This window comes from Frankia sp. BMG5.60 (assembly GCF_059428125.1).
In genome coordinates this window covers 3,901,249-3,914,328 of sequence record NZ_CM182091.1, presented here as the reverse complement: position 1 = coordinate 3,914,328, position 13,080 = coordinate 3,901,249, and the positions used below count along the sequence as shown (strand labels likewise).

Here is a 13,080-nt window from a genome sequence, read left to right as displayed (position 1 = left end):
CGCCGATCGACCCGTCCGGGGCCGGTCCGCGGGCACCCGGCGGCCGGGCCCGGCCCACGCGGCCGGGTGGGCGAGACCTTCGACACGGCAGGCATGCCGGGTCGAAGGCGCGTCCCCGCTCCCGGCCCGGTTCCACGGAGAGGTCCCGGGCATTGAGCATCACCGCAGCACTCATCACCTTCGGCGTAATCTTCCTGGCCGAGCTACCCGACAAGACGATGGTCGCGAGCATCGTGCTGGGCAGCCGCTTCCGGCCGCTGCACGTCTGGGCCGGGGTCGCAGTCGCCTTCGTCGTGCACGTCACCGTGGCTGTGGCGGCCGGTAGCGCCTTCTCGCTGCTGCCGCACCGGATCGTCGACACGATCACGGCGGTACTCTTCATCGCCGGAGCCGTGCTCGTGCTGCGCGAGGGCCGCGAGAGCGACGGCAAGGACCAGGACGGGGACCAGGACCAGGGTAAGGACCAGGACGAGCCGGATCGGGCCGACGCCGCGGCCGAGCGACCCGCCTCCGCGGCGCCGGTCGAGGCCACGACGTTCTGGCGGGTGGCGGCCACCTCCTTCGGGGTCGTCTTCGTCGCGGAACTCGGCGACCTGACGCAGATCTCGACGGCGAACCTGGCCGCCAGGTTCGACGCGCCGGTGGCGGTTTGGATCGGTGCGGTGCTGGCGCTGTGGACGGTGGCCGGCCTGGCCATCGCCGGGGGACGCGGGCTGCTTCGCCTGATGCCCATCGCGGTGATCACCCGGATCGCCGCGGGCGCCTTCCTGGTCCTGGCCGTCGTGTCGGTGATCGAGGCGGTGCGCGGCTGAACCCGGCTCGCCGCAGCTACCGGGGCGGGGGCCAGCGCGGGTCGTCCGTGGCGAACACGAGGACGACCTCGGTGTCCGAGGTGAAGTCGACCAGTCGCGCCCGCGCCGGCAGCAGCGCAAGCGCGTGACGCAGCTCCTCGGCCGCGGATCCCTCGGCGACGCAGACGACATGGTGGGAGCGGACGGCGGCCCGTCCGCCGCCGTCCTCGCCGCAACGGTCGGTGGGGGCCAGGGGCGGCGCCGCGGCGCCGGCGGCCGCGGACAGCAGTCGCGCGAGCCGGTCCGCCTCGTCCGGCGCCAGCCGCAGGACGGCCGGGTCACGGTGGGGACGCTGAGCGGTCAGCACCACCTCCGGCGCCGGCGGCGCGCCGGGAGGCGGCCCGACGGAGACGGCCGCGCCGTCCAGTTGGCTGAGGAAGGTGACGACGTTCGGGTGATCGGAGCCGCCAGGGGTCCGGGGCGGGTTGGTGTTCATGCGTCGACGCTCTCACCCGGCGACTGGTCATCCCATCCCGCGCGGCGGGGAGAAGACGGGAGGGAGTGCCCGGGGGCAGGCCGCGGCCGGCGGGTCGGCCCGGCCGGCGTCACGGGTCGGTACCGGTGGTGGCGGCGTCGGTCCCGTGTGAGGAAAACCGCTCCCCGGTGGGAATCGGGCGGGTGTGGGAGTGGTGTGGTGGGGGTAGGTGACCATCGTCGCGCTTGCCAGGGGCGCGGCGCGTAGCGGGAGGCAGCCCGGCCGGCTTCTCGTGGCGCCCATGCCGTCCGGTCGTCAACGGAGCCATGGAACCAAGCGTTCGCGTCGAAGTGATCGGCCGTGAGGCCATCGTCGTGCACCCGGTCGGCGATATCGACTACTCCTCCCTGGACCCGCTGCGCGAGGCGCTGTTGGACGCGCGCGTCGCCGGAGTCAGGGACATCGTCGTCGACCTGGCCCAGGTGAGCTTCCTGGACTCGCAGGGGCTGGCGGTCATCCTGTTCGCCCACCAGCGGCAGCGTTCCGCCGGCGGCCGGCTGGCGTTGCGCAACCTCAACGAGGACGCCTACCGGCTGCTGCACGTCACCAATCTGACCTCGGTCATCGAGGTCGATCACGGCGGTGCGGCCGCGGCGTCCGGTCTGGCGACCCGCCGGGGTGCATGACCGGCCTCAGCCGGTGGCCGCCCCGCGCCAGTGGTAGGACACGTCGCGCGTGTGGACGGTGAAATCGAGGCCGGTGTACATCCGCACGGCTCGTTCGTTGTCCTCGTCCACGTACAGCAGGACCGCCGCGAGCCCCTCGGCCTGCAGGTGGCGTAGGCCGATCAGGGTCAGGGCGCGCCCCAGCCCGGCGCCGCCCGCGCCGGGCAGCACCCCCACCACGTACACCTCGCCGATCGGCCCGGGCCGCGTGCCCGGCGGCGGCGTCTCGTCCACCTCGTGGACCTTCGTCCAGTGGAAGCCGACCAACCGGCCATCGCGTTCGGCGACGAAGAAGCCGCGTGGGTCGAACCACGGCTCAGCCCGCCGCAGGGCCAGGTCGTCGAGCGTCCAGCGGCCCTGCTCGGGATGATCGGCGAAGGCGGCGGCGTTGACGGTCAGCCAGGCCTCGTCGTCGCGGCCGGGGACGAACGCGCGGACGGTGACCCCGGCGGGCAGGTGCGGCTCCGGCAGCGGCGCGCCCGCGCCCAGCGGCCGGCGAAGCTGGAACAGCACCCGGGTGCGGGCGAACCCGAGCCGCGCGGCCAGTGCCGCCGCGGGGGGGAGATCTCCGTGCGCCCACACGTCGAGTCGGGCCGGCGGGTCGCCGAGCGCCTCGGTCAGCGCGGCGGCCAGGGCGCGACCAATCCCCTGGCCGCGATGCCCGGGATGGACCACGACCTCGGCCTGACGGCTGTCGAGCGCGCCGCCGAGATGCGCGTAGCCGACGATCGGGCGCCGCGGGCCCGGCGCCTCGACACCGGTCGCGGTCACGGCGAGCAGGTGACGACCCGCCCCGACCCGCTGGTCGGGGCGCAGCGTCAGCCGGACGTCCTCCGACACCGGCCCGGTGCCGTCCGCCCGCTCGGCGGCGGCGAGCAGGCTCACGATGTCGTCCACGTCCGCGCCGCTGAGGGTCGGCTGCCAAGTCAGGGAGGCGGTCACCGTACGACCGTATGGGCCTTCGGCCACAGCTGTCCCGTCATCCGTCGCTCCGACTCGACGATGCAGGGCGGGAGACGTGGACATCTCCCACCCGGCATCGTCAGGCCGGATGCGCCGCCCGACGATCGGCGCGGCCCGCCGCTGCTAGACCCGCTCGGGCGTGCGGGCGTCGTCCCGGTCGACGCGGGCGGCCGGCCCGGAGGCGTTCTCCGGCAGGGGTGCGATCGGCGGCGCCACGAACTTGTAGCCGACATGCCGCACCGTGCCGATCATCGCCTCGTGCTCGGGGCCGAGCTTCGCCCGCAGCCGGCGGACGTGGACGTCCACGGTCCGGGTGCCGCCGTAGTAGTCGTAGCCCCACACCTCCTGGAGCAACTGCGCCCGGGTGAAGACCCGGCCGGGGTGCTGCGCCAGGTACTTGAGCAGCTCGAACTCCTTGAAGGTGAGCTCGAGCGGGCGGCCCCGCAGCTTGGCCGAGTAGGTGGTCTCGTCGACCGACAGGTCGCCGGACCGGATGACCCCGGCCTCGGCCGTGCCGCCGGCGGCAGCGACCCGGCCGATGGCCAGTCGCAACCGGGCCTCGACCTCCGCGGGACCGGCGGAGTCGAGGACGACGTCGTCGACCCCCCAGTCCGCGGACACCGCGGCCAGCCCGCCCTCGGTCACCAGCGCCAGCAGCGGCGTCGTGAGACCGGTCGTGCGCAGCAGCCGGCACAGGCCGCGAGCAATGACGAGTTCCCGGCGTCCGTCCACCACGATCACGTCCACGGGCGGAGCGTCCAACAGAGCACTCGCCTCCAGTGGGGCGACCCGTACCGTGTGGGTGAGCAGACCAAGGGACGGAAACGACTCGGCGGAGGGACCGGGGGCGTTGGTGAGCAAAAGGACGACGCTCAAGACGACTCCTCCAGGTGGTGTGTGGTGGGGCAGCGTCGACCCGGTGAGTAACTCGATGCCCGGCCCTGGGCGTCTCACGACCGTCATGGGCATGAAACGAAGGCCGGTATGTGGGGAGGATAGCGGAGTGTCCTACTCGGCTCCTACCGTCTACGGGCTACTGCCTACCGCTGATTCTGAGATTCTGGCCACGAACCATGATCAAAGAAGCGGGGATGTGCACGGAGAGTCGCGGGACCTGGCGGTTGTGATCGCTCATGGCTTCTCCTGCTCGATGGCGCATCCGGCGTTACGGCATGTGGCAGCCGGGTTACGAAAATATGCCGGAGTGCTGGTCATGGACCTGCGCGGCCATGGTCATTCTAGTGGATCATGTACGTTCGGTGATCGCGAGGTCTTCGACGTCGATGCCGGTGTCGGCGAGGCTCGCCGGCTCGGCTACCAGCGCGTTATCACCATGGGATGGTCGATGGGCGGGGCGGCGGTCCTCCGTCATGCCGGATTGGCCAAAAACGGTACGCTGAGTCACGAACTGCGCCTGCGCCATCCCCCGGATGCGGTTGTCAGTGTGAGCGCCACCAGCAGATGGTTCGTCCGCGACACCGCGCCGATGCGGCGGATCCACTGGCTCGCCGAGCATGCCACTGGCCGGATGGTGGCACGAGGTGCGTTACGAGTCCGTATCGACCCCCGCGCTTTCGTGCCAATTCCCGCCGCTCCGGTCGAGATCGTCGGCACCATTGCGCCGACGCCTTTACTGATCGTTCACGGGCATCGTGACCGGTATTTCACCCTGGAGCATCCGCGCGCGCTCGCCGCGGCCGCTGGAGAGCCGGCCCAGATGTGGCTGGTCCCCGAGTTCGGCCACGCCGAGGCCGGGCTGTCCCCGGGCCTGCTCGACCGCATCGGCGCGCACCTGGCGAGCCTTGTGACAGCCGGCCCCGGCGGGTCGAGGGAGACGGCCGCCTCGGCGCACCGCGGCGGCACGGTGGTGCAGGCCCGGTGACGGCGGCCCCCGGCCCAAGGCCGACCACGCCGGTTGCGCCGACCACGCCGGGTGCGCCGGCCGTGCCGGGCGTGCCGGCCGCGCGGGTCACCGTCCGGTACTGGGCCGCCGCCCGCGACGCGGCGGGGGTGCGCGAGGAGACGATCGAGGCGGACACGCTGGCGGCACTGTTCACGGTCGTCGCGGCCCGCCACGGGGGAGACCTGCCCGCGCTGCTGCGACGCTGCTCCTACCTGGTGGACGACCAGCCCGTGGGCCGGCGCGACCCGGCCGGGGTCGTCCTGCGCGACGGGGCGGTCGTGGAGGCCCTGCCGCCGTTCGCCGGCGGCTGACCATCGGCGTCGTGCGCATCGGTGTCGTGAGCGCGTTGTGATCACTGGCGTTGTGATCACTGGCGTTGCCGCCGCCCGCCGCCCGCGCGACCTCGCCCGCGGCCGGTGCGGCGCCGAGCCCGCGGGCGGGGCATGGCAGCATGTCGGCGTGAGCGCTGGCGAACCCGGGCTGTCCCGCGGCGTGCTGTCGGGACAGACGGCCCTGCCGGCCGCCGTACCGCCCCGGCGGGTGCTGCTCGGCGCGCCCCTCGCCGCGCTGGTCGCGATGGGCCTGGCCGTCGGCGCGGCGGTGCTGGCCACGTGGGTGCTGGCGGCCGTCCTGGCCGTCGAGCAGGTCGCGTTCGCGTGGGCCTGGGGCCGCGCGCTGCGTGCCTCCCCGGGCACGATCCCGCTGGTCGCGGCGGGGGCGGTGCTCGCCGACGTCGTCCTGCTGGTCTCCGACCGGCACACCTACGGTTCGGTCGCCGGTGTCATCGGGGCCGCCGTCGCGGTCGTGGTGCTCTACCAGCTCGGTCTGCGTCGGGCCCTGACGCTGCGCGCCCCGGCCGCTGCGCGCGCCGGCGCCGAGGCGGACCCGGCGGGCCGTCCGGACACCGTCGCGCCGCCGGCTCCCGCGGCCCGGGTGAGCGCCGAACTGGCCACCGCGCTGAGCGGGATCATCCTCGTCGCCCTGTTCTCGGGGTACCTCGCGCTGCGGGCGGGGCACGGCGCGCATCATCCGGCCGATCTGCTGGTGATCGCCGGCCTGCTGGGTGCGGGCAGCGCCGTCGTGGCCGCTCGGCTGCTCGGCTGGGCCGGCCTGGCGGCGGTGCCGGCCGACCTGCTGGGCGTGGCGGTCGCGGTGGCGGCGGGCGCGATCCTCGGTGCGCTGGGACCCGACGGCCTGACCTTGAACGCCGCGCTTGCGACGGCCGCGTCGGGTGCCGCCGTCGCCGCGCTGGTCGATCTGGTGCTCGCCCGCGCCCACGAGACCGGCCCGCCCGCCGGCGAGGTGGACGCGACGGCGGGTCCGCCGGCCGCGGATGTCCTGCTCGCCGCGATCCTGCCGCTGGCGTGCGCGGCGCCCCTGGTCTACCTGGTCGGACGGCACCTCCCCGGATGAGCGGCCGCGGCCTGCGCATCACGGCCGTGGTCGTGGTCGTCCTGCTGATCGTGCTCGTCGTCGTCGATCGGGTCGCCGCGCGCGTCGTCGCCGGCCAGATCGCCACGCAGGCGCAGCGGGCCGAGCACCTGCCGTCGCGTCCCACGGTGTCGCTCGGCGGTTTCCCGTTCCTCACCCAGGTGGTCGCCGGGAACTACCGGGACGTGCGGGTGGACGTGCGCGGTCGGGTCGAGCAGGATGTCCGCGTGGACCGGGTGCACGCGGACCTCGCGGGCGTGCGGGTCCCCCTCGCCGACGTCCTCCGTGGTGACGTGCGGCGGATACCGGTGGACCGGCTCGCCGCCCGGGTGGAGCTGACGTTCGCCGACGTCAACGCCTACCTGCGCAGCCAGGGTTCGGCCATCACCGTCAGCCCGGACGGGCAGGCGATCCGGGTCGCGGGATCGGTGCAGGTTCTCGGGACCGCCTACCCCGTGTCCGGGACGGCGGACATCGGGGTCCAGCCCGCCGCGGTCACGTTCACCCCCCGCGAGCTGACCGCATCGGTCGGCGCGATCCTGCCGCCCGCGCTGCGCCAGGTCGCCACCGAGCTGCTCACGGTGCACGTGCCGGTCGCCGGCCTGCCGTTCAACATGCGGCTGACCTCGGCGACGGTCGCGGGCGATCGCATCGCCTTCGCCGCCGACGGTCGCGACGTCGTGCTCGACGCCGACGCCGACGCCGCCACCGCGGGCCGCTGACGCGCCAGATGGTGCCAACCAGGAGAGCGGTGCCAACCAGGAGAGCGGTGCCGGCCCGGGAAGTGGTGCCGGTCCGGGAAGAGCGGGTGCCGCCGGGATGCTGTAGGAGCTGTGACGGGAGTCTGGGTACTGGTCGGGGCCGTCGTGGTGGCGGTGGCTCTGGGTACGGTGATGCGCGCGCGGGACGGGCGGTTCCGGGGGCGGCGGGTCGCTGCGGCCGGCGGGCCGGTCGTGGCCGTGGCTGAACCGTCCGGCGCCGACGACTCCTCCCGGGTGGCGGCGGGTCCTGACGGTGGGCTGCGGGCGGAGCTCGCCGCGCTCGGCGAGGTGCTGGGGGAGCGGGCGACGCTGGTGCAGTTCTCCACGGCGTTCTGCGCGCCGTGCCGGTCGACGCGACAGGTGCTGGCCGGGGTCGCCGCGCTGGTGCCCGGGGTGCGCCACGTCGAGGTGGACGCGGAGGCGCACCTCGATCTCGTCCGCCGGCTTGCCGTCCGGCGGACGCCCACGGTGCTCGTCGTCGACGCCTCCGGCCGCGAGGTCAGGCGGGCCAGCGGCGCACCTCCGACGCGGCAGGCGGTGTTCGCGACCCTGGCGCAGATCGTCCCCGCGGATGGGATCAAACGGGCAGATGGTGATTCTTCGGAACCACCGCCAGCGACTTAACACAGACGTGACTTTCGCTGCTACCGTTGCACGAACCATGTTCCGGACGCAGCTCGTGAAGCGCCGCGCGGTCGACCTGTGCCGCGTGGGTAGCTGCCTGTGTCGTCTTTCCTGATCGCGGGGCGGCGCCCCTGATGTGATCGGTTTCCCCGATGCATCGCTCCGCATCCGACCGGACAGCTCGAGCCGGCAGTCAGGAGAAAGTCTCGTGGTGGATCCTCGTGGCCTGCGGTTCACCGCCGCCGTCACCTCGGTCGTGCTCGCCGTGGTGCTGGTGACGGGCAGCGGATGGCTGTTGCTCGCGCAGACCGTGGTATTCGTCGTGGGGGCGGTGGCCGGTGTGCGGTACGCCCCCTACGGCCTGCTGTTCCGGGCGCTGATCCGGCCGCGGCTTGGGCCGCCCGCGACGACCGAGGACGCTGCACCGCCCCGGTTCGCCCAGCTCGTCGGTGCGATCTTCGGTGCCGTGGGGGTCGCGGGGTTCCTCTCGGGCGTCGCCGTCCTCGGTTTCGTCGCCGCCGCGGCCGCCTTCATAGCGGCCTTCCTCAACGCGGCGTTCGAATTCTGTCTCGGGTGCCAGATATATCTTTTCTTCCGTTCCATCACCGTAAGAGGAGCGCGCGCATGAGCCGCGAGAAGGCATTGGTCGACGCCGCGTGGGTCGAGGCGAACCGGGACGACCCCAAGGTCGTTCTGGTCGAGGTCGACGAGGACGTCTCCGCCTACGACAAGGGGCACATTCCGGGTGCCGTGCGGCTTGACTGGAAGTCCGAGCTGCAGGACCCGGTCATCCGGGACTTCGTCAACAAGGAGCAGTTCGAGAAACTGCTGTCCGGCAAGGGCATCGCGAACGGCGACACCGTCGTCCTCTACGGCGGCAACAACAACTGGTTCGCGGCCTACGCCTACTGGTACCTCAGCCTGTACGGTCACGCGGACGTCCGGCTGCTCGACGGCGGCCGCAAGAAGTGGGAGCTCGACGGCCGTGAACTGACCGCCGAGGTCACCCCGCGGCCGGCGACGACCTACACCGCCAAGGAGGCGCGTACCGACATCCGCGCGTTCCGCGAGGAGGTCGTCGCCGCGATCGGCGAGAGGGCGCTCGTCGACGTCCGTTCTCCCGACGAGTTCTCCGGCAGGCTGCTCGCGCCGGCGCACCTGCCGCAGGAGCAGTCCCAGCGGGCCGGTCACATCCCCACCGCGAAGAACATCCCCTGGGCGAAGACCGCGAACGAGGACGGCACCTTTCGGAGCAACGACGAGCTGACCAAGCTCTACGGCGAGGCCGGCGTCGACCTCTCGCAGGACATCATCGCCTACTGCCGTATCGGCGAGCGTTCGGCGCACACCTGGTTCGCCCTGCACGAGTTGCTCGACCTGCCGAACGTGAAGAACTATGACGGGTCGTGGACCGAGTACGGCTCGCTGGTGGGCGTGCCGATCGAGAAGGGTGCGTGAGACATGTGCGGCGCGACCCGCGGTGGACCGTCTGTGGAGGGAATTGACGTGGCCAAGGAGACCGTGATCCAGGGCGTCGTGGTGCAGGGCGGCGAGCCGGTCTCGACCGGCTACGCCCGGCTGCTCGACGAGGGTGGCGACTTCACCGCCGAGGTTCCGCTGTCGGCAACCGGCCAGTTCCGCTTCTTCGCGCGGCCGGGGCAGTGGACCGTGCGGGCGCTCGTGCCCGGCGCGAGTGGTGAGCAGAAGGTCGTCGCCCGCCAGGGCGAGCCGGTCGACACGCAGGTCGAGGTCGCGGCCTGACGGTCGTCGCTGGAGACGGCCTGGTTGGCGCGGTGGAGGGGACAGCGGGCAGTTTCCGCTGTCCCCTTTTTCCTGATGCGGAGTAGGTCCCTGGCTACGGATCCCGGCGGATGAGTGGTGCGGCTGTAGCACTAGGCTGCGGAGTCGCCGCGCTCCGTGCCTGCGTGGACGGCGGTGGGCAGCAGCGGGCGGGGACCGCCCGACAGGCCCGCGCCGGGCGGCACCGTCGTCGGCACCGCGAAGTGCATCGGACCCACCGAGAAGCAGCGCAGGCCGTTGTCGCGGGCGAACGCGACCGCGGAGCCCCGGTCGGGGAACGGCGCGATGATCCGGCGGACGGTGCGCTGCCCGGCGGCCGCGAACAGGACCACCGCGAAGAGTATGTCGGAGTCTGCCACCATGCGATCATGAAAGCGCATGCGATGGCCGCCGGCATGCGTTTCGGCGTGTCCCGTTCGTGGTCTGTTGTTGCGCCTGCGGTGGCTTCTGCAACGGCTTCCCGGTCTTCTGTAACGGCTTGTCGGCCTCAGTAGACGAGCGCCTGGACCCCGTCGGCGAGCACCTCGTCGACGAACGCGGCCGCGCCGGCGATGCGGATGCCGGGGATGACGTCGTCCGGGCCGAACGAGCGTCGGGCGGCGCACTGGGTGCACACGGTGACCCGGCCGCCGGCGAGGATGCCGGCGAGGAGGTCCGGCAGCGGCGCGGCATGCGGCAGCTCGAACTCCGCCGCCCGCCCGGGCAGCGCGAACCAGGCGGATTCGCCGGTGAGCCAGACCGAGACGTCGGCCCCGGCGGCGACGGCGACGGCCGCCACCGTGAACGCCTGCGAGCAGCGCTCCGGCGCGTCCATCCCAGCAGTGACCTTGACGACGAGGGGACGGGTCATCGACCCAGTCTGCCCCATCGGCCCCCGCCGGCGTGTCGTCCGCGCAGCCCGCCCGACCCCGCCCGCCCGACCCCGTCGGCCCGGCGCGGGGCTAGGCTGCGGAGCGTGCTGCACTACTTCTTCACCGGGCTACTGGTGGCGATGTCCGTCCTGATCGCCTGGTTCTCCGGCTACGTGGTCTACAAGCTGTACGAGGGGCAGCGCTGAGCGCCCGGGGCCGGTCGGCCGCCGGGCGGCCGCGGTCCGAGACCGGGACCGGGCCCGCCGATCTGCATCCCAGCCTGCTGCCGCTGGCCTTCCTCGTCGGCACCTGGCGCGGCGAGGGCGTGGGCGGCTACGAGGACCTCGAGGGCTTCCACTACGGCCAGGAGATCACCTTCGCCGCCGACGGCCGCCCGGCGCTGGGCTACGTCTCCCACACCTGGTGGGCGGACGAGCCGCGCGACGGTCGGGAGCCCGGCAGCCCGCTGGCCACCGAGACCGGTTTCTGGCGCGTCCAGCCCGGCGAGGACGGCAAGAAGGTCGTCGAGGTGACGCTGGCGCACCCGTTCGGCATCGCGGAGATCTACGTCGGCACAGTGGCGGGAACCCGCGTCGACCTCGACCACAACGTGCTGATCCGCACGGCGACCGCCCGCGACGTCACCCGCTCGGTGCGGCTCTACGGGATCGTCGAGGGCGGGGACCTGGCCTACGCGATCGACATGGAGGCCGAGGGCAAGCCGTTGCAGTCGCACCTGTCCGCGCGCCTGCACCGCGTCACGGACTGACCGGTCAGCCGGGCTTCGCGGCGTTTCCGGCGTCGGCGGCGAGCTTGGCCCGCCACGCCTTCTCCCGTTCGATCGCCGCGGCGAACCCGAGGGCGATCGCCGGGTCGAAGTTGTCGTCGGCGTAGGTGCCGACGCAGCCCAGAATCCGGTCGATCTCCTCCGCCGTGACCGCGAGCAGCGGGATCTGCCCGGTCAGGAAGATGTCGCCGACCCGGTCGATGGAGAAGTGCACGCCATAGGTCTTCGCGTTGCGGCCGAGCAGGAAGGCGTAGGTGCCCGCCGCGTTCTCCGCCGGGGCGCGCATGAAGAACGCCTCGACCAGCAGGGTGTGGTCCTGCACGACGAGCCAGGTCACCGTGCGCAGCTTGTGCTCGCCCTCCAGGGTGACCAGGAACGAGCCCGCGTGAACGCGCTCGTAGGCGAGGTCGAGGTCGGCCAGGGCTTCGGAGATCAGGCCGTCGAGCCGCTCGCGTTCCGCCGTGTCGATGGGTGCCGTCATGGCTCCAGACCTCCCCGCTTGCAACTGTGACGATGCCGGATGCGGTGGAGATCCTCCCACCCGCCTCGACGATTCACACCGCGACGGCGGCGGGGCTCAGCGCGTGCCGGTAGCTGCGCAGCACCCCGCGGGCGGTGGCCGACCAGCCGAAGCCGGCCGCCCGGCCGACCGCGCCGGCGGACAGGCGGCTGCGCCAGTGTGGCTGGCGCAGCAGCCGGTCCAGGGTGTCGGCGTAGCGGGCCGGGTCACGGCCGGCGACGAGCAGGCCGGAGACCCCGTCGGCGACGGCGGTGCGCAGGCCGCCGACCGCGGCGGCGACCACCGGCGTGCCGCAGGCCTGGGCCTCCAACGCGACGAGGCCGAAGCTCTCGCTGTGGCTGGGGACCACCACGGCGGTGGCTGCCCGGTACCAGTGGGCCAGCTCGTGCTGCGGCGCCGGCGGCTGGAACCGGACGAGATCGGAGATCCCCAGGTCCGCGGCGAGCTTGACCAGGGCGTCCGGCTGCTCCAGCCCCGAGCCGCTGGGGCCGCCGACGACGGCGACGGTCAGCCTCGAACGGCGGGTCGGATCGCGGCGCAGCAGCTCGGCGGCGGCGTGCAGCAGCAGGTCCGGCGCCTTGAGCGGCTGGATCCGGCCGACGAACAGCAGCAGGTCGCCGTCCCGGTCGAGGCCGAGGCGCGCCCGCGACTGCGCCGGGTCGCCCGGCCGGAAGATCTCCAGGTCGACGCCCGGCGCGACGACGTCCACCCGGTCGGGGGCGGCGCCGTAGAGGTCGATGAGATGGCCGCGCTCGTCCGCGGTGGAGGCGATCAGCCGGGTGGAGCCGGCGATGACCTCCTGCTCGCCGAGCAGCCGGCCGGGCGGCTCGGGGCGGTCCCCGACGGCCAGCGCGCCGTTCTTGATCTTTGCCAGGGTGTGGGAGGTGTGCACGAACGGCACGCCCCACCGCCGGGCGACCGCGAGGGCGACCTGGCCGGACAGCCAGTAGTGCGAGTGGATGACGTCGAAGTAGCCCGGCTCGTGCCCCGCCTCGGTGCGCAGCACGTCCGCGGTGAACGCGCACAGCCAGGCCGGCAGGTCCTCGCGGTGGACCTCCTCGAACGGCCCGGCGTCGACGTGGCGCACCGTCACGCCCGGGGCCAGCTCCGCCGAGGTCGGCAGCTTGCTGCTCACCGCCCGGGTGAACACCTCGACCTCGACGCCGAGCGCCGCGAGCTGTCGCGAGAGCTCCACCACGTAGACGTTCAGCCCGCCGGCGTCCCCCGTGCCCGGCTGCTCCATCGGCGAGGTGTGCATGGACAGCATCGCCACGCGCCGGGGCCGGGCGCCCCGGTCGGGCTCGGCGCGGGCCGCGGCACTGCTCCTGATCAACCGCACCGGCCACCTCCGCATCCATCCGTCTGGGTCGCCTGCCCGGCACGACCAACCCTGCACAGGACCGACACGACAACCACCGTTCTACCCGCCCCGTTGTCCGGTCAACTGGT

19 protein-coding genes are annotated in these 13,080 nt (G+C 73.1%); 12 read left to right on the top strand and 7 right to left on the bottom strand.

Annotated elements, in window-relative coordinates; translation table 11 throughout:
- The first annotated feature begins 152 nt into the window (after positions 1 to 152).
- Positions 153 to 812: a TMEM165/GDT1 family protein gene (locus tag AC5R91_RS15900; RefSeq protein WP_495392151.1), complete on the top strand. Its 660-nt coding sequence runs from the start codon at positions 153 to 155 to the stop codon at positions 810 to 812.
- Positions 813 to 828: 16 nt separating this feature from the next.
- On the opposite strand, the gene AC5R91_RS15895 is transcribed toward AC5R91_RS15900, so the two are convergent.
- The gene (locus tag AC5R91_RS15895; RefSeq protein ID WP_495392150.1) at positions 829 to 1,287 is read right to left on the bottom strand and encodes a hypothetical protein; all 459 of its coding nucleotides are present in this window, start codon (positions 1,285 to 1,287) and stop codon (positions 829 to 831) included.
- 305 nt (positions 1,288 to 1,592) lie between these two features.
- On the opposite strand from AC5R91_RS15895, the gene AC5R91_RS15890 reads away from it, so the two are divergent.
- A complete protein-coding gene (locus AC5R91_RS15890; RefSeq protein WP_044887017.1) occupies positions 1,593 to 1,952 on the top strand; it encodes an STAS domain-containing protein in 360 nt (119 codons plus the stop codon).
- Between the two features lie 6 nt (positions 1,953 to 1,958).
- Here the strand turns inward: AC5R91_RS15890 and mshD are convergent, their stop codons facing one another.
- Together mshD and AC5R91_RS15880 are read right to left on the bottom strand one after the other, a co-directional pair.
- Positions 1,959 to 2,960: a mycothiol synthase gene (gene mshD / locus AC5R91_RS15885; RefSeq protein WP_495392149.1), complete on the bottom strand. Its 1,002-nt coding sequence runs from the start codon at positions 2,958 to 2,960 to the stop codon at positions 1,959 to 1,961.
- Between the two features lie 117 nt (positions 2,961 to 3,077).
- The gene (locus AC5R91_RS15880) at positions 3,078 to 3,830 is read right to left on the bottom strand and encodes a response regulator transcription factor (RefSeq protein ID WP_044887015.1); all 753 of its coding nucleotides are present in this window, start codon (positions 3,828 to 3,830) and stop codon (positions 3,078 to 3,080) included.
- Positions 3,831 to 3,957: 127 nt separating this feature from the next.
- On the opposite strand from AC5R91_RS15880, the gene AC5R91_RS15875 reads away from it, so the two are divergent.
- From AC5R91_RS15875 to AC5R91_RS15835, 9 genes are all read left to right on the top strand, one after another.
- Positions 3,958 to 4,836, top strand: a complete 879-nt coding sequence (locus tag AC5R91_RS15875; protein ID WP_495392148.1) for an alpha/beta hydrolase — start codon at positions 3,958 to 3,960, stop codon at positions 4,834 to 4,836.
- Positions 4,837 to 4,898: 62 nt separating this feature from the next.
- Positions 4,899 to 5,168, top strand: a complete 270-nt coding sequence (locus AC5R91_RS15870; RefSeq protein WP_495392147.1) for a MoaD/ThiS family protein — start codon at positions 4,899 to 4,901, stop codon at positions 5,166 to 5,168.
- A gap of 148 nt (positions 5,169 to 5,316) precedes the next feature.
- Positions 5,317 to 6,270: a hypothetical protein gene (locus AC5R91_RS15865; protein ID WP_495392146.1), complete on the top strand. Its 954-nt coding sequence runs from the start codon at positions 5,317 to 5,319 to the stop codon at positions 6,268 to 6,270.
- Positions 6,267 to 7,010 (top strand): LmeA family phospholipid-binding protein, encoded by a 744-nt coding sequence (locus AC5R91_RS15860; RefSeq protein ID WP_495392145.1) that lies wholly within the window; start codon positions 6,267 to 6,269, stop codon positions 7,008 to 7,010. Before AC5R91_RS15865 ends, AC5R91_RS15860 begins: the two co-directional genes overlap by 4 nt.
- A gap of 111 nt (positions 7,011 to 7,121) precedes the next feature.
- Positions 7,122 to 7,673 carry a thioredoxin family protein gene (locus AC5R91_RS15855; protein WP_495392144.1) on the top strand — a complete coding sequence of 184 codons (552 nt, stop codon included), beginning with the start codon at positions 7,122 to 7,124 and terminating at the stop codon, positions 7,671 to 7,673.
- Entirely contained in the window at positions 7,621 to 7,788 is a 168-nt protein-coding gene (locus AC5R91_RS15850; RefSeq protein ID WP_495392143.1) for a putative leader peptide, read from the top strand. Before AC5R91_RS15855 ends, AC5R91_RS15850 begins: the two co-directional genes overlap by 53 nt.
- A gap of 93 nt (positions 7,789 to 7,881) precedes the next feature.
- Positions 7,882 to 8,301, top strand: coding sequence for a DUF4395 domain-containing protein (locus tag AC5R91_RS15845; RefSeq protein ID WP_495392142.1), 420 nt, complete (start codon positions 7,882 to 7,884; stop codon positions 8,299 to 8,301).
- Complete coding sequence (locus AC5R91_RS15840; RefSeq protein WP_495392141.1) at positions 8,298 to 9,131, top strand: sulfurtransferase; 834 nt, start codon at positions 8,298 to 8,300, stop codon at positions 9,129 to 9,131. Before AC5R91_RS15845 ends, AC5R91_RS15840 begins: the two co-directional genes overlap by 4 nt.
- A gap of 3 nt (positions 9,132 to 9,134) precedes the next feature.
- Positions 9,135 to 9,434 (top strand): DUF1416 domain-containing protein, encoded by a 300-nt coding sequence (locus AC5R91_RS15835; RefSeq protein WP_044885052.1) that lies wholly within the window; start codon positions 9,135 to 9,137, stop codon positions 9,432 to 9,434.
- Between the two features lie 131 nt (positions 9,435 to 9,565).
- Here the strand turns inward: AC5R91_RS15835 and AC5R91_RS15830 are convergent, their stop codons facing one another.
- Together AC5R91_RS15830 and AC5R91_RS15825 are read right to left on the bottom strand one after the other, a co-directional pair.
- Positions 9,566 to 9,835: a hypothetical protein gene (locus tag AC5R91_RS15830; RefSeq protein WP_495392140.1), complete on the bottom strand. Its 270-nt coding sequence runs from the start codon at positions 9,833 to 9,835 to the stop codon at positions 9,566 to 9,568.
- A gap of 125 nt (positions 9,836 to 9,960) precedes the next feature.
- Positions 9,961 to 10,323, bottom strand: coding sequence for a DsrE family protein (locus AC5R91_RS15825; protein WP_044885054.1), 363 nt, complete (start codon positions 10,321 to 10,323; stop codon positions 9,961 to 9,963).
- A 203-nt stretch (positions 10,324 to 10,526) separates the two neighbouring features.
- Here AC5R91_RS15825 and AC5R91_RS15820 point away from each other — a divergent pair, with 203 nt between their 5' ends.
- Entirely contained in the window at positions 10,527 to 11,093 is a 567-nt protein-coding gene (locus AC5R91_RS15820) for a nitrobindin family protein (RefSeq protein WP_495397978.1), read from the top strand.
- 4 nt (positions 11,094 to 11,097) lie between these two features.
- On the opposite strand, the gene AC5R91_RS15815 is transcribed toward AC5R91_RS15820, so the two are convergent.
- Both AC5R91_RS15815 and mshA read right to left on the bottom strand, forming a co-directional pair.
- Positions 11,098 to 11,592: a type III secretion system chaperone family protein gene (locus AC5R91_RS15815; RefSeq protein ID WP_495392139.1), complete on the bottom strand. Its 495-nt coding sequence runs from the start codon at positions 11,590 to 11,592 to the stop codon at positions 11,098 to 11,100.
- Between the two features lie 73 nt (positions 11,593 to 11,665).
- Positions 11,666 to 12,970 (bottom strand): D-inositol-3-phosphate glycosyltransferase, encoded by a 1,305-nt coding sequence (gene mshA, locus AC5R91_RS15810; protein ID WP_495392138.1) that lies wholly within the window; start codon positions 12,968 to 12,970, stop codon positions 11,666 to 11,668.
- Between the last annotated feature and the right edge of the window lie 110 nt (positions 12,971 to 13,080).

What these genes read in the sequence shown, in the direction of transcription:
- AC5R91_RS15895 (WP_495392150.1), bottom strand. Translation starts at nt 1,287, where the DNA reads ATGAACACCAACCCGCCCCGGACCCCTGGCGGCTCCGATCACCCGAAC.
- AC5R91_RS15890 (WP_044887017.1), top strand. Translation starts at nt 1,593, where the DNA reads ATGGAACCAAGCGTTCGCGTCGAAGTGATCGGCCGTGAGGCCATCGTC.
- AC5R91_RS15860 (WP_495392145.1), top strand. Translation starts at nt 6,267, where the DNA reads ATGAGCGGCCGCGGCCTGCGCATCACGGCCGTGGTCGTGGTCGTCCTG.
- AC5R91_RS15850 (WP_495392143.1), top strand. Translation starts at nt 7,621, where the DNA reads ATGGGATCAAACGGGCAGATGGTGATTCTTCGGAACCACCGCCAGCGA.
- AC5R91_RS15840 (WP_495392141.1), top strand. Translation starts at nt 8,298, where the DNA reads ATGAGCCGCGAGAAGGCATTGGTCGACGCCGCGTGGGTCGAGGCGAAC.
- AC5R91_RS15835 (WP_044885052.1), top strand. Translation starts at nt 9,135, where the DNA reads ATGTGCGGCGCGACCCGCGGTGGACCGTCTGTGGAGGGAATTGACGTG.
- AC5R91_RS15830 (WP_495392140.1), bottom strand. Translation starts at nt 9,835, where the DNA reads ATGGTGGCAGACTCCGACATACTCTTCGCGGTGGTCCTGTTCGCGGCC.
- AC5R91_RS15825 (WP_044885054.1), bottom strand. Translation starts at nt 10,323, where the DNA reads ATGACCCGTCCCCTCGTCGTCAAGGTCACTGCTGGGATGGACGCGCCG.
- AC5R91_RS15815 (WP_495392139.1), bottom strand. Translation starts at nt 11,592, where the DNA reads ATGACGGCACCCATCGACACGGCGGAACGCGAGCGGCTCGACGGCCTG.